Source organism: Micromonospora phytophila, assembly GCF_023656545.1.
GTDB classification, from domain to species: Bacteria; Actinomycetota; Actinomycetes; order Mycobacteriales; family Micromonosporaceae; genus Micromonospora; species Micromonospora phytophila.
In genome coordinates, this window is the sequence record NZ_JAMOKF010000009.1 from 1 (window position 1) to 21450 (window position 21450).

18 protein-coding genes and 4 pseudogenes are annotated in these 21450 nt (G+C 69.6%); 9 read left to right on the top strand and 13 right to left on the bottom strand.

Annotated elements, in window-relative coordinates; genetic code table 11:
* From NCC78_RS03000 to NCC78_RS03010, 3 genes and pseudogenes are all read right to left on the bottom strand, one after another.
* Positions 1–451 (bottom strand): annotated as a pseudogene (locus tag NCC78_RS03000) (hypothetical protein); the annotation flags it as partial.
* Positions 452–743: 292 nt separating this feature from the next.
* Positions 744–2120, bottom strand: a complete 1377-nt coding sequence (locus NCC78_RS03005) for a CoA transferase (RefSeq protein ID WP_250791594.1) — start codon at positions 2118–2120, stop codon at positions 744–746.
* A gap of 226 nt (positions 2121–2346) precedes the next feature.
* Complete coding sequence (locus NCC78_RS03010) at positions 2347–2805, bottom strand: Lrp/AsnC family transcriptional regulator (RefSeq protein WP_250791595.1); 459 nt, start codon at positions 2803–2805, stop codon at positions 2347–2349.
* Between the two features lie 94 nt (positions 2806–2899).
* Here NCC78_RS03010 and NCC78_RS03015 point away from each other — a divergent pair, with 94 nt between their 5' ends.
* The 3 genes from NCC78_RS03015 (at position 2900) to NCC78_RS03025 (ending at position 5113) form a co-directional block, all read left to right on the top strand.
* On the top strand, positions 2900–3751 hold the full coding sequence (locus tag NCC78_RS03015; RefSeq protein ID WP_250791596.1) for an LLM class flavin-dependent oxidoreductase: 852 nt from the start codon (positions 2900–2902) through the stop codon (positions 3749–3751).
* Complete coding sequence (locus NCC78_RS03020; RefSeq protein WP_250791597.1) at positions 3748–4173, top strand: nucleoside deaminase; 426 nt, start codon at positions 3748–3750, stop codon at positions 4171–4173. The genes NCC78_RS03015 and NCC78_RS03020 overlap by 4 nt, the downstream gene beginning before the upstream one ends.
* Positions 4174–4669: 496 nt before the next feature.
* A complete protein-coding gene (locus NCC78_RS03025) occupies positions 4670–5113 on the top strand; it encodes a GNAT family N-acetyltransferase (protein ID WP_250791598.1) in 444 nt (147 codons plus the stop codon).
* A 315-nt stretch (positions 5114–5428) separates the two neighbouring features.
* Here NCC78_RS03025 and NCC78_RS03030 read toward each other — a convergent pair whose 3' ends face one another.
* The 6 genes from NCC78_RS03030 to NCC78_RS03055 all read right to left on the bottom strand — a co-directional run bounded on the left by NCC78_RS03030 (position 5429) and on the right by NCC78_RS03055 (position 13272).
* Positions 5429–6268, bottom strand: a complete 840-nt coding sequence (locus NCC78_RS03030) for an amino acid ABC transporter ATP-binding protein (protein WP_250791599.1) — start codon at positions 6266–6268, stop codon at positions 5429–5431.
* A 5-nt stretch (positions 6269–6273) separates the two neighbouring features.
* On the bottom strand, positions 6274–7068 hold the full coding sequence (locus tag NCC78_RS03035; RefSeq protein WP_250791600.1) for an amino acid ABC transporter permease: 795 nt from the start codon (positions 7066–7068) through the stop codon (positions 6274–6276).
* A gap of 83 nt (positions 7069–7151) precedes the next feature.
* Positions 7152–7970, bottom strand: coding sequence for a basic amino acid ABC transporter substrate-binding protein (locus NCC78_RS03040; protein WP_250791601.1), 819 nt, complete (start codon positions 7968–7970; stop codon positions 7152–7154).
* A gap of 1094 nt (positions 7971–9064) precedes the next feature.
* The gene (locus NCC78_RS03045; protein ID WP_250791603.1) at positions 9065–10789 is read right to left on the bottom strand and encodes a glycerol-3-phosphate dehydrogenase/oxidase; all 1725 of its coding nucleotides are present in this window, start codon (positions 10787–10789) and stop codon (positions 9065–9067) included.
* An 82-nt stretch (positions 10790–10871) separates the two neighbouring features.
* Positions 10872–12389: a glycerol kinase GlpK gene (gene glpK, locus NCC78_RS03050; RefSeq protein ID WP_250791604.1), complete on the bottom strand. Its 1518-nt coding sequence runs from the start codon at positions 12387–12389 to the stop codon at positions 10872–10874.
* A 49-nt stretch (positions 12390–12438) separates the two neighbouring features.
* The gene (locus NCC78_RS03055) at positions 12439–13272 is read right to left on the bottom strand and encodes an MIP/aquaporin family protein (protein WP_250791605.1); all 834 of its coding nucleotides are present in this window, start codon (positions 13270–13272) and stop codon (positions 12439–12441) included.
* Positions 13273–13466: 194 nt separating this feature from the next.
* On the opposite strand from NCC78_RS03055, the gene NCC78_RS03060 reads away from it, so the two are divergent.
* The 3 genes from NCC78_RS03060 (at position 13467) to NCC78_RS03070 (ending at position 17054) form a co-directional block, all read left to right on the top strand.
* A complete protein-coding gene (locus tag NCC78_RS03060; protein ID WP_250791606.1) occupies positions 13467–14234 on the top strand; it encodes an IclR family transcriptional regulator in 768 nt (255 codons plus the stop codon).
* 40 nt (positions 14235–14274) lie between these two features.
* Complete coding sequence (gene glpK, locus NCC78_RS03065) at positions 14275–15798, top strand: glycerol kinase GlpK (protein ID WP_250791607.1); 1524 nt, start codon at positions 14275–14277, stop codon at positions 15796–15798.
* 257 nt (positions 15799–16055) lie between these two features.
* Positions 16056–17054, top strand: a complete 999-nt coding sequence (locus tag NCC78_RS03070; RefSeq protein WP_250791608.1) for a GGDEF domain-containing protein — start codon at positions 16056–16058, stop codon at positions 17052–17054.
* Here NCC78_RS03070 and NCC78_RS03075 read toward each other — a convergent pair.
* The 3 genes and pseudogenes from NCC78_RS03075 to NCC78_RS03085 form a co-directional block, all read right to left on the bottom strand.
* Complete coding sequence (locus NCC78_RS03075) at positions 16958–17368, bottom strand: mycothiol transferase (protein WP_308220857.1); 411 nt, start codon at positions 17366–17368, stop codon at positions 16958–16960. The genes NCC78_RS03070 and NCC78_RS03075 overlap by 97 nt on opposite strands.
* Positions 17319–18089: an ABC transporter permease gene (locus tag NCC78_RS03080; protein WP_250791610.1), complete on the bottom strand. Its 771-nt coding sequence runs from the start codon at positions 18087–18089 to the stop codon at positions 17319–17321. The genes NCC78_RS03075 and NCC78_RS03080 overlap by 50 nt, the downstream gene beginning before the upstream one ends.
* A gap of 119 nt (positions 18090–18208) precedes the next feature.
* Positions 18209–18361 (bottom strand): annotated as a pseudogene (locus tag NCC78_RS03085) (TetR/AcrR family transcriptional regulator); the annotation flags it as partial.
* A gap of 151 nt (positions 18362–18512) precedes the next feature.
* On the opposite strand from NCC78_RS03085, the gene NCC78_RS03090 reads away from it, so the two are divergent.
* From NCC78_RS03090 to NCC78_RS32390, 3 genes and pseudogenes are all read left to right on the top strand, one after another.
* Positions 18513–19208, top strand: a complete 696-nt coding sequence (locus NCC78_RS03090) for a DUF4386 domain-containing protein (protein WP_250791611.1) — start codon at positions 18513–18515, stop codon at positions 19206–19208.
* Between the two features lie 314 nt (positions 19209–19522).
* Positions 19523–19780, top strand: a pseudogene (locus NCC78_RS32385) (MFS transporter); the annotation flags it as partial.
* Between the two features lie 38 nt (positions 19781–19818).
* A pseudogene (locus NCC78_RS32390) lies at positions 19819–20106 on the top strand (hypothetical protein); the annotation flags it as partial.
* On the opposite strand, the gene NCC78_RS03095 reads toward NCC78_RS32390, so the two are convergent.
* Positions 20043–21374, bottom strand: coding sequence for a phosphoinositide-specific phospholipase C-related protein (locus tag NCC78_RS03095; RefSeq protein ID WP_250791612.1), 1332 nt, complete (start codon positions 21372–21374; stop codon positions 20043–20045). The pseudogene NCC78_RS32390 and the gene NCC78_RS03095 sit on opposite strands and share 64 nt — an antisense overlap.
* Positions 21375–21450 lie beyond the last annotated feature (76 nt).

Genomic DNA, 21450 nt, shown 5'->3' on the forward strand with positions numbered 1-21450 from the left:
CGACCGCGGCCAGCTCGGCGACCACCGCCTCGGGCAGCGGCACCCGGATCGCCCCCGCCAGCCGGGCGTACGCGGCGCGCAGCTGCGCGTCGGGGTGCCGCGCGGCGGGCAGCAGTTCCACGGCCGCGGCCGCGACCGCGTCGACCGCCGCCGCTACCACCGGGATCGCCAGGTCTGCGGGCGGCTGGTCGGCGATGTCGGCGAGCAGCTCGAGCACGCCAGCGGGGTCGGCCCCGTGCGCCGCCGCGTACGCGAGGAACGGCACCGCCGCCACCGTGGCCGGAAACACACTGCCCTGGTGCCAGACGTTGCCGTGCAGGTCGTACAGCGCGTCGCCTACGTCGTCGGGGTCGTACAGGGCGCGCACCAGCGCCGGCACATCCTCGGCCCCGCCGTACGCGTGCGTCAGCGCCGCCCACTCGACGGCATCAAGGTCATCCGGCGCTCGCACGGCAGCACCCTACCGTGACGCAACCGCCGCCACGGTGGCCCAACGTCGACCAGGCGCCGGCACGGTGATGGTGCGCCCCTACCGCAATTCCCCTCTCCAGGGCGGCGCTCGGCGCCGCCGTCGCCGTCGCCGTCGCTGCGGTCCTCGGTGACGAGCGACCATGTCGCCAACTCGGCTGGTGCGCACGCGGCAATAGCGAATGTTGTGACGCCGTTACTTCAAGTCCACTGTTCATGGTCGTCGCCGGAACTATGGCCTAGCTCGAGCCTTCTCCCAGGGTGGCCGCGGGCGTTCAGCTCCAATCGGGCGACGCTTGAGCGTAGGCGGGTGGTAGGTGAGGCCAGCCCAGCGGGCGGCCGTCGAGTTGACCTGGTGGGCTGATCGCGCTCCACCCGTTTCCGAGGGCTGTTCGGTAAATGTCGGCTTGGCGCTTCGGGTCATCGCCCGCGCTCTGCCTGGCTGGCATGATGCCTTGCTCCAGCAGCCATCGTGCCGTCCTGGCGAGGGATACAGAGACGTGGGTGGCGTCGCCGGTGCGGGCGCGTCGACCCAGTGCGGCCAGTGCACCAGCCGCGATGAGGTAGCCGGTGGCGTGGTCGAGCAACTGGCAGGGCAGCGCGCCGGGTTGGATGCCATCCGTGCTCGTAGCCCAGCCGATGCCGGTGGCGATCTGCACCAGGCTGTCGAAACCCCGCCGTGTCCCCCAGCTTCCGGCCGTCTCCCACGCCGAAAGCGTGACGACGATGGTGCCGGGGTGCTGGTTCGCAACCTGGTCAGGGTCCAGACCGAGACGGCGCAGCGCTCCGGGCCGGTAGCCGGTCACCAGAACGTCGGCTTGGTCGAGAAGACGATGCAGAGCTTGACGGCCGTCCGCCGTGCTGGCATGCAGGCTTGCGCTTGCCTTACCGATCACTCCGTCGACAGCATGCAGCGCCAACTCCGGGCGATGCGGATCATCGACTCGTAGCACGTCGGCACCGAGCGCGCCCAACATCCGGGTACCAACGGGGCCGGCGATGACCCGTGTCAAATCAAGCACCTTCACCCCCGACGCCGGAAGCTGGCCCGGTTCGGCTAGCGGCAACGAGCCACGGCCGAGCGGCACCATGCTCACGAGCGGCGACGTCCCCGCCGTGCTGCATTGACTGTCTGCTTGCCACTGGGCCTGCGTACGAGCCGCCACGGCCAACCCTCCCGCGGCGTACACAACACGCTCAACCTCCAACGCCGGGCGCGCGGCAATAACCTCAGCCAGCTGCGCCTGAACCTCGGCGTCTCGACCGTCGTTCACACCGACGGACGCCAGCAGAGCCGTCCGATGCCACGGGTAGTTCGCATGGGTGCGCACCCAACCGTCCGCAGCCCGCCACAACCGGGACAGTGGAGCGAAGCCGTCGATCCCCCGCCCGTCTGCGTCGCGAAGCCAGACCTCGCTGCGCATCGCCGCCGCCACATGGTCCGTGTCGAGCCCAATGTCAGGCCGCCGACCGGTGCGCGCATAAGCCAGATCAGCGGCAGCCGTGAGACAGGCGGCCACGGACACGATTGCGCATTCGGCGACTGCGAGCGGTGACGCCAGCACCGCAGGCTGTGGATCTCCGGCCAGCCGGGGCCCGGCGATATCCACCAGCCCCAGGTCTGCCAGTACGCCGTCCAACAGAGTCACCATGCACACATCCTTCCCGACTCTTGCTGACCCGGATTGACCCACTGGAGGTGCCGTTGCTCACCCGCCGGACAGGGTCAGGAGGAACGCCCAGAGTCATCGGGAGCATCGCGACGGAGGTCCTCATCTCGGCATGACAGCGCAGCGGAGTGGGCTGGGCGCGGCCACGCGGACAGCGGCAGAAGCGGATGTCCGCGAGGTTCAGCCGCGGGGGGCGTTCATACACCGGTCACGAGCGGGGCGGCGTCAGGCGCGGGCCGCGATAGGGCAGGGTGGCGCTGTAGACCACGTTGGTGGTGGTGCTGCCGAACCCGGCGAGATCGTTGACGACCTGTTCGAGGTGCGCCATCGACGTCGCGGCCACCTTAAGCACGTAACAGTCGTCTCCCGTGGTGCGCAGGCACTCCAGAATCTCCGACCGTCGCTCCAGTAGTCGGTGCAGCGGTTCGTGCCGGCTGCCGGGGTACTTCAGCCGGACCACCGCGAGCACGGCGAAGCCCGCCTTGGGCAGGTCGACCTCGGCGCGGTAGCCGCTGATCACACCGATCGCCTCCAGCCGCCTCACCCGTTCGCTGGTGGCCGACGCGCTCAGGTTGACCCGGCGGCTGAGCTCGGTGATCGGCAGGCGGCCGTCGCCCTGCAACTCGGTCAGGATGGCCCAATCGACAGCATCAAGATTCTCGGCCATCGGGCCAATCTACCGGCGGATCCACGGCAAAGGCCAGCGAAGGCAGGGATCACGGTGTTCACACGCCGGGTTCACGCTGGCTAGCGTAGGACCCGTGCAGATTGGCGTGAACGTACCGAACTTCGCTCCGGGTACCGACCCGGAGGTGCTGCGACAGTGGGCGCAGACGGTCGAGGGTCTCGGCTTCGACCTGCTGATGGTCTCCGACCACATCGCGGTGACCCAGGACGTGGCCGAGCAGTATCCGGCGCCGTTCTACGAGCCGTTCACCACGTTGTCCTGGCTGGCCGGGGTGACCCGGCGGGTCCGGCTGGGTACCACGGTGCTCATCGTCCCGTACCGGCATCCGCTGCTCACCGCCCGGATGGCGGCGAACCTCAACCGGCTCAGCGGTGGACGGCTCGTCCTCGGCGTCGGCGTCGGCTGGGCCCAGCAGGAGTTCGAGGCGCTCGGCGTGCCGTTCCGGCAGCGCGGCGCGCTGACCAACGAGTACCTGGGCGCCATGTGCGACGCCTGGCGGAACACCGACGACTACGATACGGGTGCGATCCCGATCTGGGTCGGCGGCAACAGCGACGCCGGCATGCGTCGCGCGGTACTGCTCGGTGACGCCTGGCACCCGCTGCGGTTCACGCCAGGATGGCTGGCCACGGCGGCTGGGCGGCTGAAGGCCACCGCCGACGAACTCGGTCGCCCGGTGCCCGCGTTGGCGCCGCGCATCGCACTCCGGGAGACCCGTGAACCAATCACCGACCCGGACCGGCTCGCCGGTGTCGGCACCATCGACCAGATCCTCGCCGACATCGAGCGGATCCGTCTGCTCGGGGCGGAGGCAGTGGTGCTCGACCCGTTCAACGGCGACCTGACCGAGATCCGCCATCCCGAACGGGCCTGGCGGACACTTGCGGCCGTGGCCGCGTACCACAAATCCCAGGAGGACCGATGACGCTCGACGACGAGAAGTTTCTCCGCCGTGCCGTGGAACTCGCCGGCCAGGCCGGGGCGTCCGGCGAACGACCGTTCGCCTCGTTGCTGGTCGCTGCGGACGGCACCGTCCTGATCGAGGACCACAACACCGTGGTGTCCGACTCGGACATCACCGCCCACCCGGAGCTGAAGCTGGCCCGCTGGGCCGCCCGGGAACTAGCTCCCGACGTGGCCGCCGGCACCACCATGTTCACCAGTTGCCAGCCCTGCCCGATGTGCGCGACCGCGATCGACCGGTCCGGCCTCGGCCGGGTGGTGTACGCCCTGTCCACCGAACAGTTCGAGGAGGTCAAGCCGGCCACCCCGCCGCTGCCCCCGGTCCGGTACGAGGGGCCGGCGCTGTTCGACGAGGCGCGCCAGCCGATCGACAACTATTACTAATTAGAGCGCATCGGAGTGCCTGGTAAGTAAGGGTTTTAGGCGTGTTGGTGGCGGGCGAGGCGGCGGGTCATGACGATGACCATTGGACCATTGGGGCGTGGTAGTCGGGTAGCCGTTCGTAATCGTGCCGGGAAAGCGCGGCGGACCCCACGGTCCGAGTGATCCGCCCCGACGAGGCTCATCAGTAACCTCGACGACCACCTCGACAAGATCGCGGTGGACGCGGACCATCGGCTCGCCTTCCAGAACGGCCATCCCACCGCGACCGGCTGAGACGTGCCGAGCCGGGTCCGGCAGCTCCGCACCGGTCGCTTCGCGGCCAGATGCGGATGTCGATTCCTCGCCCACTGTCCGATGCTGCTGGCATGTTCGCCCCGCTGATCGGTGCTGGACCAGGTTTGGGGACGCTTGTGGCTGAGGTGGCGCTGCGGCCTGTCGAGGACTCCGACCTCGATGCCTTGTTCGCACAGATGCGGGATCCCGAGTCTGTCTGTGGATGGCAGCCTTCACTGCCGAGGATCCCGACGACCGCACCGCGTTCGACGTCCACATGGCGAAGGTCAGGAAGTCGCCTGAGGTCACCACCCGCGCTGTCACCGCCGATGGACGGCTCGTCGGCAGTGTCGCCAGCTTCGTCATCGAGGGCACCACCGAGGTCACGTACTGGATCGACAGGTCCTTCTGGGGGCAGGGCCTCGCCGGCCGAGCGCTTGCCCTGCTCCTCGACTCGGTTCCCGTCCGGCCTCTGTTCGCCCGCGTCGCAAGTGACAATGTGAGATCGCTCAAGGTGCTGCAGAAGGCAGGGTTCGCGATCACAGGCACGGAGATCTCGTTCGCCAACGGACGGAATATGGAGATCGAGGAAACGATTCTGCGCCTCGATGAGCCCGCGAAGACCACGCCATCCGATGTGTCGAGCAGGGAGAGGCGGACTTACTGATCTCGGCACGAGAGTGCGTCGGAGACCGTCGAGTCGAATGCATTCAGAGTCGGCACCTTAACAAGCAGCGCAAGACGGAGGTACGGCACCGACCCAGCATGGTCATCGGTAGGTAGGTCCAAGCCGAGGAAGGCGCCGCCGAGGCGACCCTGCGGCGCCTCGGCGGACGCCCACCCTCACCACAGACGGATCCACCGTCGCCGCCCGGTCAGGCGGGGGCGGGCGCCGCCAGAAGCGCGCGCAGCTCGCGGACGCCTGACGACCACCTGGCCATGCGCTTGCACCGGCGCTCACGATAGCGACGATGAGCAGTTGTCACAGGTTGTGGCGTACGTCGGCCGGCAGGTGGGGCGGCTCCGGTGGCTCGGGGGACTGGTCGGGCTGACCAAGCTGCGCGACCCGCGTCGGGTCGAGGACCCGAGAGAGGAACGAGCGGGTCCGTTCGTGCCGCGGTGCGCCGAGCACCTCCTGCGGCGGCCCCTGCTCGACCACCACGCCGCCGTCCATGAACACGACCCGGTCGGCGACTTCCCGGGCGAACGCCATCTCGTGGGTGACGACCATCATCGTCATGCCGTCCTCAGCCAACTGGCGCATGACAGTGAGCACGTCGCCGACCAGTTCCGGATCCAGCGCGGAGGTCGGCTCGTCGAAGAGCATCAGCTTGGGCTCCATCGACAGCGATCGGGCGATCGCCGCCCGCTGCTGCTGCCCGCCGGAGAGCTGCGCCGGGAACGCCTCGGCCTTGTCAGTCAGGCCCACCCGCTCCAGGTTCTTCCGTGCGATCTGCTCGGCCTCGGCGCGGCCGCGCCGGAGCACCCGGCGCTGGGCGATGGTGAGGTTGTTCAGCACGGTCAGGTGCGGGAAGAGGTTGAACGACTGGAAGACCATCCCGATCCCGCGGCGTACGGAATCGATCTCGACATCCGGGTCGGTCATCTCGACCCCGTTCACCCAGATCTTGCCGGCGGTCGGCTCCTCCAGCAGGTTGACGCACCGCAGCAGCGTCGACTTGCCGGATCCGGACGGCCCGATGACGCAGACCACCTCGCCGTGGCCGACCTCGAAGTCGATGCCCTTGAGCACTTCGAGCGGCCCGAAGGATTTGTGCAGATCGCGGATCTCGACGGCGGGCCGGGATTGGATAGTCGTCATGTGGGTCACCGGGCCTTGGCGTAGCGGAGTTCGAGGCGTCGTACCACCTGGGAGAGGGGCAGGGTGATGACCAGGTAGGCGAAGCCGGCTACCAGCAGCGGGGTGGCGTTCACCCGGTCGTTCAGCGTGTCCCGACCGAACTTGGTGACCTCGATGGTCTGCGCGGTCACGCCGAGCACGTAGGCGAGCGACGAGTCCTTGGTGAGCAGGATGAGTTCGTTCGTCAGCGGCGGGATCACGACCCGGAACGCCTGCGGGATGACGATGGTGCGCATCGCGGTGAAGTGCGACATGCCGAGGGTGCGCGCCGCCTCCATCTGCCCCTTCGGCACGGCCTGGATGCCGGCCCGGATGGTCTCGGCCATGTACGCCGCGGCGGTCAATCCGAGACCGATCGCGATCGAACCGAACACGCCGCCCGGAATCTCGCGCTCTGGGAAGGCGATGGGAACGCCGTACCCGACGAGGAAGAGCACCAGCAGCGCGGGCAGACCCCGAAAGAGCTCGATGTACGCCGTTGCGACCCAGCGGTACGGAGCCACCCGGGACAGCCGCATCAGCGCGAGGATGGTGCCGAACACGAGCCCGAAGGCGAACGCACCCAGCGTGTAAAGGATCGTATTGCGCAGCGCGACGGTGATAATCGTCGGGAACATCGACTTGATGATGTCGACGCGGAAAAACGCCTCTCGCAGCCTGTCCCAGTCCGCAGCATAGATCACCGTGGCGATGACGGCGATGAAGGCCAGGTACTGGAGCCAGAGGGACAGCCGCTCTCGCTGGCGGCGTCGCAGCTTCACGGTTCGATGCTCCTTGCTATACGCGCAGGTTGCCTACGCGGAGGGCGCGCGACAGGCGCGCGCCCTCCGGCCACGGGTTTCGATCACGAGTTCGGCCGCTTGCCGATCCACTTCTCGTAGATCGTGTCGTACGTGCCGTCCTGCTTGGCCTTGGCCAGCACATCGTTGATCTTCTTGAGCAGTTCCGGGTTGCTGTCCTTCTTCACCGAGAACCCGTACTGCTCGCCGGTGTCGAACTCGGCCGCCACCTCGAAGCCGCCCGAGTGCTCCTTGATGTACTCGGTCCAGACCGGCAGGTCGTTGATGGCGGCTTCCACCTGGCCGTTGGCGAGGGCCTGCTGCAGGGCGGCGAGATCCTCGAACTCGACGAGCTGCAGGCCCTTCTCCTTCTCGAACTTCCGGGCGTAGTCACGGCCCGTGGTCGCCGCCTGGACGCCGAGCTTCTTCCCCTTGAGGTCGTCCAGCGACTTGTACGGCTTGCCGGTCTTGATCAACATCGCCTGGGTCGCGTCGAAGTAGGGGTCGGAGAAGTTCATCACCTTCTGCCGTTCTTCGGTGATCGTCATGCCGGCGGCGGCCGCGTCGCACTTGCCGGTGTTCAGGTCCTGGCCGGACTTGATCCCCTCGAACGGCGTGTCGACGATCTTCTGTTCGACGCCCAGGTCCTTGGCGACCAGGTCCATCACGTCGACGTCGAACCCGACCACCTTGCCGCTGGGATCCTTGGACTGGAACGGCGCGTACGGCAGGTGGGTGCAGACGGTCAGCTTGCCCTTCTCGACGAGCTTGACCCCGTTCGCCTGGACTTCGCTCTCGTCCTTCTTGGCGCATCCCGCGCTCACCGCGAGGGCGGCGATCGCCACGACGAGGCCAGCCTTGCGGACTGCGCTATCGAACCTCACGGCTGTGTCCCTCCGATTCGGCCCCCGCATGACGGGCAGCCAGGGTTGGTACGAAGACTGTGTAACAGCGGACGGTACCTGATCTGGCGAGCCGTACCCAGATCACGCCCAGTCGTTGAGCCGATGCTGTGACCGTCACGGTCAGTAAATACGGCACTCGGCAAGCAACCGGACGGCGAGACGCGACACCAGCAGAACCGGGCAGTCGGGGCCGAGGAACCACGACGGGTTCTGGGCTCCATCGATCAGGCTGAGCACTCACCACCTTCCAGCGGCCCAGGTGCCGTTGACCCGCGCCGGCGCGACCCGGATCGGCGTCCGCGCCGCAGCGCTCGCGATAGTAGCCATGGTGATCGGCACCGTTCGCATCGCCCAGCTGCAGCGCCGCCGCTAAGCGGGGCCCGAAGACCCGGCCGGACGGGTCGGCGAACGCGGCATCCCGTCCAGCGCATGACGCGATTCCGCGCACGACTTCACCGCTACACCCCGGTCACGGCGATGACGGATCCGACATGATGCCATCGACCAACGCCCTCGCTCCCCCATCGCCGCTCGACGACCGGGTCGACCTGCCAGGGAGATCAGCCGTCTGCTGGTCACCGCCCCGTGACCCGGACGGCGCGCGCCCATATCCGCGATCAGCGCAGCCATGTGCCGGGTATGTCGCAGCTGAGGCAACAACCTTGATCAGATCCGAGGCGGGAGTGGCCTGGTGCGGCGGCCCGGCGAAGTGGCAAGGGGCAAAACGCTGTCGGCGTTTTGCCCCTTTTTCATGCTCTGTAGCTAGCGTGCTGCCCGTCGTTGGAATGATCGCTTTGCCCACAGATATGGCATCAGCAGCGGCCATCGGCCGCCAGCTCCCCCGATGCGGATCACCGAGCGGTCCAGCAGCGCGGCGAACATCGACACGGCAGAAGTCCCGTTCGTGAACGCGAAGCCTGAGGGCTGCCCGATGTGCCCATGGCAACACAGTTCCCGAGTCCGACGCCTCGTGCCAGACGAGGACGTCTCCGGGCTGACCAGCGCCACCACCGACGTCTTCGGCTCCGCCGAAGAGGCCACCACGCAGGACCCGCTGACCCGCCGGATCCCGCTCAGGCTGCCATGGCCGCCGACGGCACCACGTCGGGCGTGCCCAGCCGGACGGCGTCGGCCCCCGCGTCGTCGGGCTGCTCGTGCGCGGCCCGCTCGGCCCGGACGCGCGCGACGTAGTGCGCCACCTCCCGGTCGACCCGCTCGTCGTCCCAGCCAAGGACCGGCGCCATCAGTGTCGCCGCAGGGCGAGCGGCCAGCAGGCCACGGTCGAAGGTCTCGATCGAGATGTGGGTGCGCCGGGTGAGCACGTCCTCCAGGTGCAGCGCCCCCTCGGCGGACGCCGCGTAGACGACCTCCACCCGCAGGTAGTCCTCCGCGCCGTCGAGCGGCTCACCGAGCGTGGAATCCTCCCGCAGCAACGCCAGAACCTCGTCGACAGCGGCGCCGTAGCGCCGCAGCAGGTGCTCCACGCGCTCGGTGTGCATGCCGAACTGCTGCGCCAGCCGGCGCCGCTGGTTCCACCGGGCGACGTAACCCTCGGCGCCGAGCAGCGGCACCCGGTCGGTGCAGGAGGCAGGTACCGCAGCGCCGAAGCCGCGCACCGCCTCGTCGACCGCGTCGCGCGCCATCACCCGGTACGTCGTGTACTTGCCGCCGGCCACCACCACGAGCCCGGGCGCCGGGCTGACCACGGTGTGCTCCCGCGACAGCTTGGCGGTCGCCTCGGACTCCCCGGACAACAGCGGGCGCAGGCCGGCGTACACGCCCTCGACGTCGTCGCGGGTCAGCGGGGTGGCCAGCACCGCGTTGACGTGCTCCAACAGGTAGTCGATGTCCCGGCTGGTCGCCGCCGGATGCGCCTTGTCCAGGTCCCAGTCGGTGTCGGTGGTGCCAATCAGCCAGTGCCGGCCCCACGGGATCACGAACAGGACGCTGGACTCGGTACGCAGGATCAGGCCTGTGCTGGACCGGATCCGGTCGCGCGGGACCACCAGGTGGATGCCCTTGGAGGCGCGCACCTGGAACTGGCCCCGCTCGCCGACGAGGGCCTGGGTGTCGTCGGTCCACACCCCGGTGGCGTTGATGACCTGCCGGGCGCGTACCTCGAACACCTGGTCGGTCTCCAGGTCGTGCACCCGCGCGCCGGTGACCCGGGCGCCCTCGCGCAGCAGACCCACGACGCGGGCCCGCGACAGCGGGTGCGCCCCGTGCGCGGCGGCGGTGCGGACGAGGCAGGTCACCAGCCGGGCGTCGTCGACCTGGGCGTCGTAGTACTGCAGGGCGCCGACCAGCGCCTCGGGCCGCAGCGACGGGCAGGCGCGCAGCGCACCGCGTCGGCTCAGGTGCCGGTGGGCCGGCACGCCGCGCGCGTGGTTGCCGGAGAGGCTCATCGTGTCGTAGAGCAGCACGCCGGCCCCGGCGTACAGCCGTTCCCAACCCCGGTGGCGCAGGGGATAGAGGAAGGGAACCGGGCGGACCAGGTGCGGGGCGAGGCGCTGCAGGAGCAGGCCCCGCTCGCGCAGGGCCTCGCGGACCAGCCCGAAGTCCAGCATCTCCAGGTAGCGCAGGCCGCCGTGGATGAGTTTGCTGGACCGGCTCGACGTGCCGCTGGCCCAGTCACGGGCCTCGACGAGCCCGACCGACAGGCCCCGGGTGACGGCGTCGAGCGCGCAGCCGGCGCCGGTGACGCCGCCGCCGATCACCAGGACGTCCAGTTCCTCGTTGCTGCCGAGGGCGGCCAGGCACCGCTCGCGGGCGGCCGGTGACAGTGTCGCGGAGTGCATCGGTCTTCTCTCTCTTCTGGGAGGGGTGGGGCGGCCGGCGGGAGCGCCGGCCGCCCGGATCCTTGACGGAGGGCGGGACGCCTCAGTCGACGTCGACCCAGTCGAGGGTGCGCTGGACCGCCTTCTTCCACCGGCCGTAGCCGTTCTCGCGCTGCTCCGGCGACCAGGCCGGCTGCCAGCGGCGGCTCTCGTTCCAGTTCTCGCGCAGTTCGTCGGTGTTCTTCCAGAACCCGACGGCCAGGCCGGCGGCGTACGCCGCGCCGAGCGCGGTCGTCTCGGCGACCACCGGCCGGCTGACCGGCACGCCGAGGATGTCCGCCTGCATCTGCATGCACAGGTCGTTGACGGTGACGCCGCCGTCGACCTTGAGGCACTCCAGGTGCACCCCCGAGTCCTGTTCCATGGCCTCGGCCACGTCGCGGCTCTGGTAGCAGATGGACTCGAGGGTGGCCCGGGCGATGTGGGCGTCGGTGTTGAACCGGGAGAGGCCGACGATCGCGCCCCGGGCGTCGGAGCGCCAGTAGGGGGCGAACAGGCCGGAGAACGCCGGCACGAAGTACACCCCGCCGTTGTCCTCCACCTGGCGGGCCAGGATCTCGCTCTGCCCGGCGTTACTGATGATCTTGAGCTGGTCGCGCAGCCACTGCACGGCCGAGCCGGTCACCGCGATCGACCCTTCGAGCGCGTACACCGGCGCCTGGTCGCCGAACTGGTAGCACACCGTGGTGAGCAGTCCGGCCTTCGACCGCACGATCTCCGTGCCGGTGTTGAGGAGCATGAAGTTGCCGGTGCCGTAGGTGTTCTTCGCCTCGCCCGGGGCGAAGCAGACCTGCCCGACCGTGGCGGCCTGCTGGTCGCCCAGGTCGCCGGTGAGCGGGACCGCGCCGGCGAACGGGCCGTTCATGGTGCAGCTGCCATACGAGCGCGGGTCGGACGACGGCCTGATCTCCGGCAGCATGGCGCGCGGGATGTCGAAGAACGACAGCAGCTCCTCGTCCCAGTCCAGCGTCTCCAGGTTCATCAGCATGGTGCGGCTGGCGTTGGTGGGGTCGGTGACGTGCACCCCGCCCTCGGTGCCGCCGGTGAGGTTCCACAGCAGCCAGGTGTCGGTGTTGCCGAAGACGGCCTCACCGCGCTCCGCGGCCTCCCGGACCCCGTCGACGTTCTCCAGGATCCACTGGATCTTCCCGCCGGAGAAGTACGTCGCCGGCGGGAGCCCCGCCTTGCGCCGGATGACGTCGCCCTTACCCTCGCGTTCCAGCGCCGAGGCGATGCGGTCGGTACGGGTGTCCTGCCAGACGATGGCGTTGTAGTAGGGCCGCCCGGTCCGACGGTTCCACACCACGCTGGTCTCGCGCTGGTTGGTGATGCCGAGCGCGGCCAGGTCCGAGGCGGTCAGGCCGCGGGCGTTCATCGCCGTCTGGATGACCGTCTGGGTCCGCTCCCAGATTTCGACGGGGTTGTGCTCCACCCAGCCGGCCTGCGGCAGGATCTGCTGGTGTTCGAGCTGGTGGCGGCCAATCTCGTTGCCGCCGTGATCGAAGATCATGAAGCGGGTGCTGGTTGTGCCCTGGTCTACCGCGCCGACGAAGTCAGCCATTCGGGGTGTCTCCTTCTGTGTTCGTCCGGGGGATGCGGATCGGCGGATGTCAGACGCGGGCGGGCTCGGCCCGGACAGCGACGGTCTCGGTGGCCAGGGCGCCGGGCTCCAGCTCGTCCTCGCTGGGCAGGAAGCGGCCGATGATCAGCTCGTAGAGGCCGGCGCCGATGACGCCACCGACGAGCGGCCCGACGATGGGCACCCAGAAGTACGGATATCCGCTGGTGTCCTGGAAGGCCGTCTCGTAGCCGGTCAGGAACGAGGCGAGGCGGGGGCCGAAGTCGCGGGCGGGGTTGATGGCGTAGCCGGCGTTGACGGCGAAGGCCATGCCGATCGCCACCACGATCAGGCCGACGATCAGCGGGGCGAGGTTGCCGGCGGGCAGCGAGTTACGCGCGTCGGTGACCGCCAGGACGAGGAACAGCAGGATGGCCGTGCCGATGATCTGGTCGCGCAGCGCGCCCCACTCGGTCACACCGGCGCCCGGCAGGGTGGAGAAGACGCCCTGGCTCTTGCTGGTCAGGCCCGGGTCGAACCGGGACAGCACCTCGCTGTAGTTCCAGCGGATGATCAGGGCCGCGACGAACGCGCCGGCGGTCTGGGCCAGCGCGTACGGCATCACCTTGCGCCAGGAGAAGCCCTTGAAGACCGCCAGGGCGACGGTGACTGCGGGGTTGAGGTGCGCGCCGCTGATCCGGCCCGCCACATACACGCCGAGCGTGACGCCGAGGCCCCAGGCCCAGGCGATGCTGTCGAACTCTCCGGTCCCCGCCGCGGCCACCTGGGCGACCACGCCCACGCCGAACAGGATGAGGATCGCGGTGCCGGCGAACTCGGCGGCCAACTCGCCGACGAGTCCGGGGACTTTCAACCGTTGCGCCATGGGTGCCTCCAGAGGTGGTGGGGGGTGACGACCCTCTTCGTTTGGGGGGAAGCGGAGGGCCGGTCGGTAACGCTGCGGCGTCGGGCGTCACCGTGCCGTGAACCGTAGGAAACACTCGAGGCCGGGTCAACGAACCCCGGTCGACAATGTCGAACACTGTTGCGGCCGCCGAAATGCCGTTAGCATTCCGGCCCATGCCGGGTCAGGTGCAGTCCATCGCGCGGGCCGCGGCGATCCTCCGCCTGCTCGCCAGCAGCTCCGGCCGGCTCGGCATCGGAGAGATCGCCCGGTCCCTCGACCTGCCCAAAGGCACTGCCCACGGCATCGTCCGCACCCTGCAGGACGTCGGCTTCGTGGAACAGGACAAGACCTCCGGCAAGTACCAGCTCGGGGCGGCGCTACTGCACCTGGGCACCAGCTACCTCGACGTCAACGAACTGCGCTCACGCTCGATCAACTGGGCCGACCCGCTGGCCGCGCGCAGCGGCGAGGCCGTCCGCATCGGCACCCTGCTGGACGGCAAGGTGCTGGTGGTCCACCACGTCTTCCGACCCGACGACACCCTCCAGACCCTCGACGTCGGGTCCCTGCTGCCCCCGCACGCCACCGCAATCGGCAAGGTCCTGCTCGCCTACGACGTCGGCGCCGCCAACACCGTCATGCAGGGCGAACCCGAGCCGTACACCCGGCGCACCGTGGTCACCGCCCGGACCCTCAGCCAGGCCTTGACCAAGATCCGGGAAAACGGCTGGGGCGCCGAGATCGAGGAGATGACCCTCGGCGAGGCCGGTATCGCCGCACCCATCCGCGGCTACGGCGGCCTCGTCGTGGGCGCGATCGGGCTCTCCGGCCCGGTCGACCGCGTCTGCGACGGGCAGGGCCAACCCCGCCCGACGCTCGTCGCATACGTCCGCGACGCCGCCCGCGCGGTCTCCCGGGATCTCGGCGCCGCACGCTGGTGATCCGTCCACCTGCTCCCCGCCAGGCCAGAGAGGACGAGGAATGACTGACAGCTACGTCGTCTCCATCGACCAGGGCACCACCTCGACCCGCTGCATCGTGTTCGACCGCCGGGGCAACCTCGTCTCAGTGGCGCAGCGGGAGCACCAACAGCACTTCCCCCGGCCCGGCTGGGTGGAACACGACGCGCTGGAGATCTGGCGCAACGTCGGCAAGGTGGTGCCGAGGGCCCTCGCCGAGGCCGGCATCGTCGCCGGCCAGGTCGCCGCGATCGGCATCGCCAACCAGCGGGAGAGCACGGTGGTGTGGGACCGGCGCACCGGCGCACCGGTGGCGCCGGCGATCATCTGGCAGGACACCCGCACCGACGCGCTGGTGGAGACGCTGGCCCAGGCGCCCGGCGCCGAGGACGTCCGGGAGCGCTGTGGGCTGCCCCTGACCACGTACTTCTCCGGCCCGAAGCTGCGCTGGCTGCTCGACCACACGCCCGGGCTGTACGAGCGCGCGGACCGCGGCGAGGTGCTCTTCGGGACGATGGAGAGCTGGTTGATCTGGAACCTCACCGGCGGCCCGGACGGCGGTCTGCACCTGACCGACGTGACCAACGCCAGCCGGACCATGCTGATGGACCTGCGCACGCTCGCTTGGCACCCGGACCTGCTGGCCTTCTTCGGCATCCCGGCCGCCATGCTGCCCGAGATCCGCTCCTCGTCCGAGGTGTACGGCACCGCGACCGCCGTCCTGCCCGGCGTGCGGATCGCGGCGGCGCTCGGCGACCAGCAGGCGGCCCTGTTCGGCCAGACCTGTTTCGCGCCGGGCGACGCCAAGTGCACCTACGGCACGGGTAGCTTCCTGCTGCTCAACACCGGCACGGAACCGGTGCACTCCAGCCACGGGCTGCTCACCACCGTCGGCTACCAGATCGGCGGCCAGCCGGCGGTCTACGCCCTCGAAGGCTCCATCGCGATCACCGGCTCCCTGGTGCAGTGGTTCCGCGACCGGCTGGAGCTGATCAGTACCGCGCCGGAGATCGAGACCCTCGCCCGCACCGTGGACGACAACGGGGGCTGCTACATCGTGCCGGCCTTCTCCGGGCTGTTCGCGCCGCACTGGCGCAGCGAGGCGCGCGGGCTCATCGTCGGGCTCACGTCGTACATCACCAAGGGGCACCTGGCCCGCGCGGTGCTGGAGGCCACCGGCTGGCAGACCCGCGAGGTGGTCGACGCGATGAACGCCGACTCCGGCCTGGCGCTGACAGCGCTGCGGGTGGACGGCGGGATGACCGCCAACAACCTGCTGATGCAGTTCGTCGCCGACGTGCTCGCGGTGCCGGTGGTACGCCCGATGGTCGCCGAGACGGTCTCCCTCGGCGCGGCGTACGCCGCCGGGCTGGCAGTCGGCTACTGGCCCGACCTGGAGGGGCTGCGCAGCAACTGGCACCTCGCCGCCCGCTGGGTGCCCAAGATGGACGACGCCGTCCGGGCCGAGGAACGGGACAACTGGCAGCGGGCGGTGGAGCGCACCTTCGACTGGATCAAGCCTGGGGCCCGGGCCGGCAATGCGTGACCCGTCAGGGCGGTCGCGGATACGGGAGCCGCTTCGGTCGGACGGGCACGGGTGGGCGCACAACGGACAGTCAGGTCCACAGAATCGGGTATTGACTGTGACCTAACGCACATATTGAATGTCGACGTGGTAGGGCCCGCCGTCGGAGCGACCTCGACATGGACCACCGACATGGCCACCTCGACCGATTGTGCTGCTGCGTCACCTGGAGCCGTCGTCGGGGTGCGGTGGACAATGTGAACGAGCGCCGTCGAAGGATGCTGCTCAGCGCCGCGTTGCACGTCGTCTCCCACGGGATCGCCGTCGTCTACTGCCTCGTGACGTTGGGTGAGCCGAATCGGGGCTTCATGATCGCGGCGTACAGCTGTGGGATGGCGTCCGGCATGGTGGGCGTGTGGGCGGCGAAGACGGTGACCACGAAGGCCTCGGGGTACCGGGTGTCGTTCACGATCCTGTTGGTCACGCTCGCCGTGGTGGCGCTCGGCGCGTACTGGGACGGCGGGGTCGCCTCCCCGGCCGCCCTGGGTTTCCTGACCACAACCGTGTTCGTCGCCAGCCACACGCCGCACGTACGTCTGATGATGGGGCTCGAAGGGCTGCTGATCGGGTCCTACCTCGCCCTCGCGGCCGTTGGGCAACCGACACCGCCCGGTCACGTCTTCATCAACGTCGCGGGCATGGCGGTCCTGGCCTCGGTCTGCTCCACGCAGACACGGAAACTCGTGCGGCAGCGCTCCCAGCTCCGTGCTCTCGCGGCGCTGGACCCGCTCACCGGCGCCCTGAACCGGCGCGGCCTGGCCGAGATCACCGAACCGCTGTTCAGGGGCTGCTGGCGGCGCGGCCCGTCCATGCTCTGCCTGGATCTCGACGACTTCAAGCTCGTCAACGACCGCCTCGGGCATGCCGCCGGCGACGAACTGCTGCGGCGGACGGTGGCGGCGGCACGAGAGGTGCTCCGCGCCGAGGACGTCATCGCCCGCATCGGCGGTGACGAGTTCGTCGTCGTCCTGCTGGACGCGGACGAGGCGACCGCGCGGACGGCCGCGACCCGGATCGACGCCGCGGTGCGCCGGCACACCGGCGTCAGCATCGGCGCGGCCACCGCTCCGCATGACGGCGACACGATCGAGGCCCTGATGCAGGTGGCTGACCAGCGCCTCTATCGGGTGAAACAGGAACGCCGCACCGCCGACCCGAGGCGGGAAGACGGCAACGGCCTGGTGACCAGCCGCACGGACACCCTCGGCGGGCCGTGACCGGCAGCCGATGAATCCGCAGGCCGGTCCGCTGTGGCAGCGGCCGGTTGACTCGACGGAGCGGTCGCGTTGCCGGGCGGCGCGGCGCCGGCGGGGACGCTAGTCACCTCCCATCTGGCGTCGTCGCCCCATGTGTTGCCGGCGATCTGTTCACGTGGCTGCTCTGCCATGCAGTGTTGGAACCAGTTCCGCTCCACGGCGGCGGCGTGTTTGACAAGGCCGATGAGCGTGGTGAGCACCTGGTGGTAGGAGCCGACAGGGACCTCACGCTCTCCGGCGACGCTGACCAGTTCCTCGCTGTAGCAGCCACCCACGGGCCACCAGTTCGACAGTCAGGACGACCGCGACGGTCTCCACGGCCAGGAGTCCGACGAGGACGAAAAGTTGCGTGATCCCGGCCACGAGGGGGCTCGCCCCGCCGAGCAGCATCCCGACGAAAGCCCCGGGCAGGGTCACCAGGCCCACCGTGCGGGTCTGGTCCAGCGCCGGGATCAACGCCTGGCCGGCCGCCGGACGGCAGATCAACAGCATCGCGTCCCGGGGCAGCAGGCCCAGGGCCAGTGCCGCCTCCACCTCGCCCCACCGACCGGTCACCTCGTCCAGGGCCCGCCGACCCGCTAGCGAGGTGGCGGTCATCGCCCCGCCGATCAGGATCCCGGCCACCGGGATGATCGCGATCCCGCGCAGCGGCAACAGGCCCGTCAGCAGCAGACCCGCCACGACGGACAGGCTTCCCGCCGCGATCGGCACACCGGCCCACCAACCACCCGTCCCACCGGTGATCCGCCGGCCGGAGGTGCCGACCGCGACCGCGCACATCACCACCACGAAACCGGCGGTGGCCCACAGCGACGCCACGATGGCGGCTATCAGCAGCGACACGGCCGCCAACTGAACCGCCGCGCGAATGGCGGCAACGGCGATCTGGCGGCCGTGCCCGAGCTTCCCGACCGTCGCGACGGCCGCTGCCGCGGCGGTCAGCACGACCAGGGTCACCGCCAGCTTCGGGCCGACCACCAGCATCGTCGAGGACATCGGGTCAGTCTCCCGCGACGTCGCCAGGCCCGCGCCTCAACGGGGTCGGGCGGTGAATCCACCTGGCGATCTCGAGGCCGGTTCCGACGCCCCGGTCGGCCCGACCCTGTTCGCGACGTGTACAGCGCCATGGGTACGACGCTGAGCTCCTGGGAGAGCTTGCGCATGCTGAGTGAGTCGATCCCGGAGTCGTCGGCGAGCGCGACGGCGGCGCGCAGCACCCGATCCCTGCTCAGCGGGACGCGGCGTGAGGCCGTCCTCTGCTCAGCCATCGGATGATCACCTTCCTCCGCGTCAACCACTGACCGGCACCCCCCTTGACAGGTGTACAGCGTACACCTAGGGTCCCGCATGTTCGGGTGTACGGCGTACACCCCGGGATCGGGAAGAGGAGTCGACATGAGCTCTACAAGAGGGACCGCGGTGACCGCGGGCGTGTTCTTCCTGATCACAGAGATCACCGCCATCGCGGGGCTGGTGCTGTACGGCCCCGTCCTGAGCGACGCGAACTACATCGTCGGCGCCGGCGCCGACGATCGCGTGCTGACGGGCGGGTTCCTGGAACTGCTCCTCGTCGTCGCCGTCATCGGCACGGCGGTCACGCTGTATCCCGTCGTCAAGAGGCAGCACCACAGCATCGCCCTCGGCTACCTCTGCAGTCGCCTGCTGGAAGCCGCAATCATCGTCGTCGGCATCCTCAGCGTCCTGTCGGTCGTGACGCTGCGACAGGACCTCGCGGGGGCTGTGGGCACGGACCAGGCCTCGCTCGTCACCGTCGGCACGTCGCTCGTCGCCATCCACGACTGGACGTTCCTGTTCGGCCCCAACTTCGCGCTGGGAGCCAACAGCCTGCTGCTCGCCTACCTGATGTACCGGTCCCGGCTCGTGCCGCGGTTCATCGCCGTGCTGGGGCTCGTCGGAGGACCGCTGATCTGCGCGTCGGCGACCGCCGTGATGTTCGGGCTCTACGACCAGATCTCCACCTGGGGCTCGATCGCCGCGCTTCCGGTGTTCGCGTGGGAGGTCAGCCTCGCCGCGTACCTCATCCTCAGGGGATTCAAGCCCTCTCCCGTGAGCGCGCCCTCGGGCCCGATGCACACAGAGCTGTCCGCCGCCTGAGCTGTCCGTCCACGATCGCCCTGGCCCACCAGCGGTCCGAACTCCGCAGGCCGTTCACCACCAAGCAGCCGGGCCCCTCGTGCTTGGCTGCTTGGTCAGAATCTCCACGGTTGCTCGCTGGGTGTCACGAGGGCCGGGAGGGCGACCGGGTCACGCCCTGTCGGCCTCCTGCGCCGTCCTGGCCTGCCCCTGCTGGTCCAGGACCGCCACCATGTCGTTCGCACCACGCCGACGGCTGTCCTGGCGCTCATCCTGGTCAGCCACCCGATGATCGTGCTGGACATCTCGATCGTCATCGCCACGCTGCCGGAGATCTGTACCGACCTCGGTTCTCGGCCAACGGGCTGTCGTGGGTGCAGAACGCGTACATCCTATGTTTCGGCGGCCTGCCGCTGCTCGGGCCCGCGCCGGCGGACCTGCTCGGCCACCGCCGCATGTTCGTCACCGATCTGGCGATCTTCACGGCCGCGTCCCTCGCCATCGGCGTGGCGCAGTCCCCCGCCTGGCTCGTCGCCGCCGGGGCGGTGCAGGGCATCGGCGCCGCGGTCCTGGCACCCTCGACGCTCGCCCTGCTGTCGACCAGCTGCCGTGAGGGCCCAACCGCACCCGGGCGCTCGGCTACTACGCCGCCACGGCAGGCGTCGGCGCCAGCGCCGGTCTGGTGCTCGGCGGCGTCGTCACCGACCTGCTCTCCTGGCGCGTCGGGTTCTTCCTCAACGTGCCGCTCGGCATCTCTGATGCTCGCCGCACCGCGCCATCTCCCCGAGACTGCGCGACGCTCCGGCCGATTCGACCTACCCGGAGCCCTGAACTCCACCCTGCGAGCCTCGTTGCTCACCAGTACGTGTTGAGCTCCCGGATCAGGTCCCAGGTCGCTCCGCCCTCGGGCTTCTGGTAGAAGTCCACCGCCACGAAGTTGGGCTTGCGCCGCGCCGATGGGCCACACAGGTGCCGCACCCGGTCCCGCAGCTTGGCGCCGTTGTCGGCGGTGGCCGCCCACTCGGTCGGGATGTTGCGGTAGTGGTTCATCACGTGCAGCCGCCGGAATCCCGGTTCCTCCTTCGGCAGGGGGACCTCGTCCCATCGGCTGTAGCAGTCCAGCGCGCCGCCGCCGTCCCCCAGCGACCAGTAGTTCTCGGCGGTCCAGTCCCGGTCGTGCATCACGCCGAAGCTCTCCCGCCCGGGACGCTGGGAGAAGATGAGCAGCCGGCGGTTGCTCGACACGAGTTCGGACAGGCGCGGCCATCCGTGGTCGCGGACACCGGACCGGTCCGGGTGGAAGAGCACGTCCTGCAGGCCGGGCACCCGATCGACAGCCGAGCGCAGCTCGTCCACGCTCGTGTAGTCCTCAAGGAAGACGGTGACCACTGCGTCCCGGTTGCCGTCGAGGAAGCCCACCACATCCCGCAGTCCGTCGCTCAGCGTCCGCTCGTTGCCCCAGCACCCGCCGTGACACATCCGCACGTCGCCGCGGTACGCGTGCACGTCCAGTTGCAGTCCTCGGATGCCGTGGTTGAGCTGGTCGCGCAGCCGGTACGACTGGTTCGGAAAGCGCCCCCAGAACCCCTCGTCGCTGTTCGCCATCGCGTTGTGCGCGGCCAGGAAGCTCAGCTGGTCCAGGCGGGGGTCGGCGGGCATCGCACGGCGCGGCACCGCAAGGTCGGTGAGGTACCACTCGGCGCCGGCCGCATCGTTCGCGCTCACCACCAGTTCCCGCCCGTTCGTGGGCACCTCGTTCCACACGTGCAGGTAGAGATCCCCGGTCGGGTTCCTGATCCGGTACCGCTCGCCGCCCAGCGCCTGCAGGTCCCAGTCGGTCAGCCCGTCGGCGCAGCGGTGCAGGACTACCCGGGCCAGGTCGCCGTCGCGCTCCCGTCCAAGGCAGAACGCCGGATCGGTGACGGCTTCGATCTGGTAGTGGGTCCCCGCCCGCCGCAGGCGCCACTGCTGGGCGCCGGAGCCGTTGTACGTCCACTCGTGGATCTTCCGGCCGTCCCGCATCTCGCCGCCGTCGACGTCGACCATGCGCCCGTTCGGCACGCTCTGGATCGTCAACGGCCCGGCGGTGTGCGGGTCGTCCGACGCTGCCGAGGCCGCCCCGGGCACCGCGTTCAGCCCGACGGCACCGACGACTCCCACCAGCAGACCAGCCAGTGCCCTGCGCATGCGTCCTCCACCCGGCCAGCCACCGCACCCCCGGCATCGGTGGGCGGCATGAGACATCGGGGATCGGAGCATATCC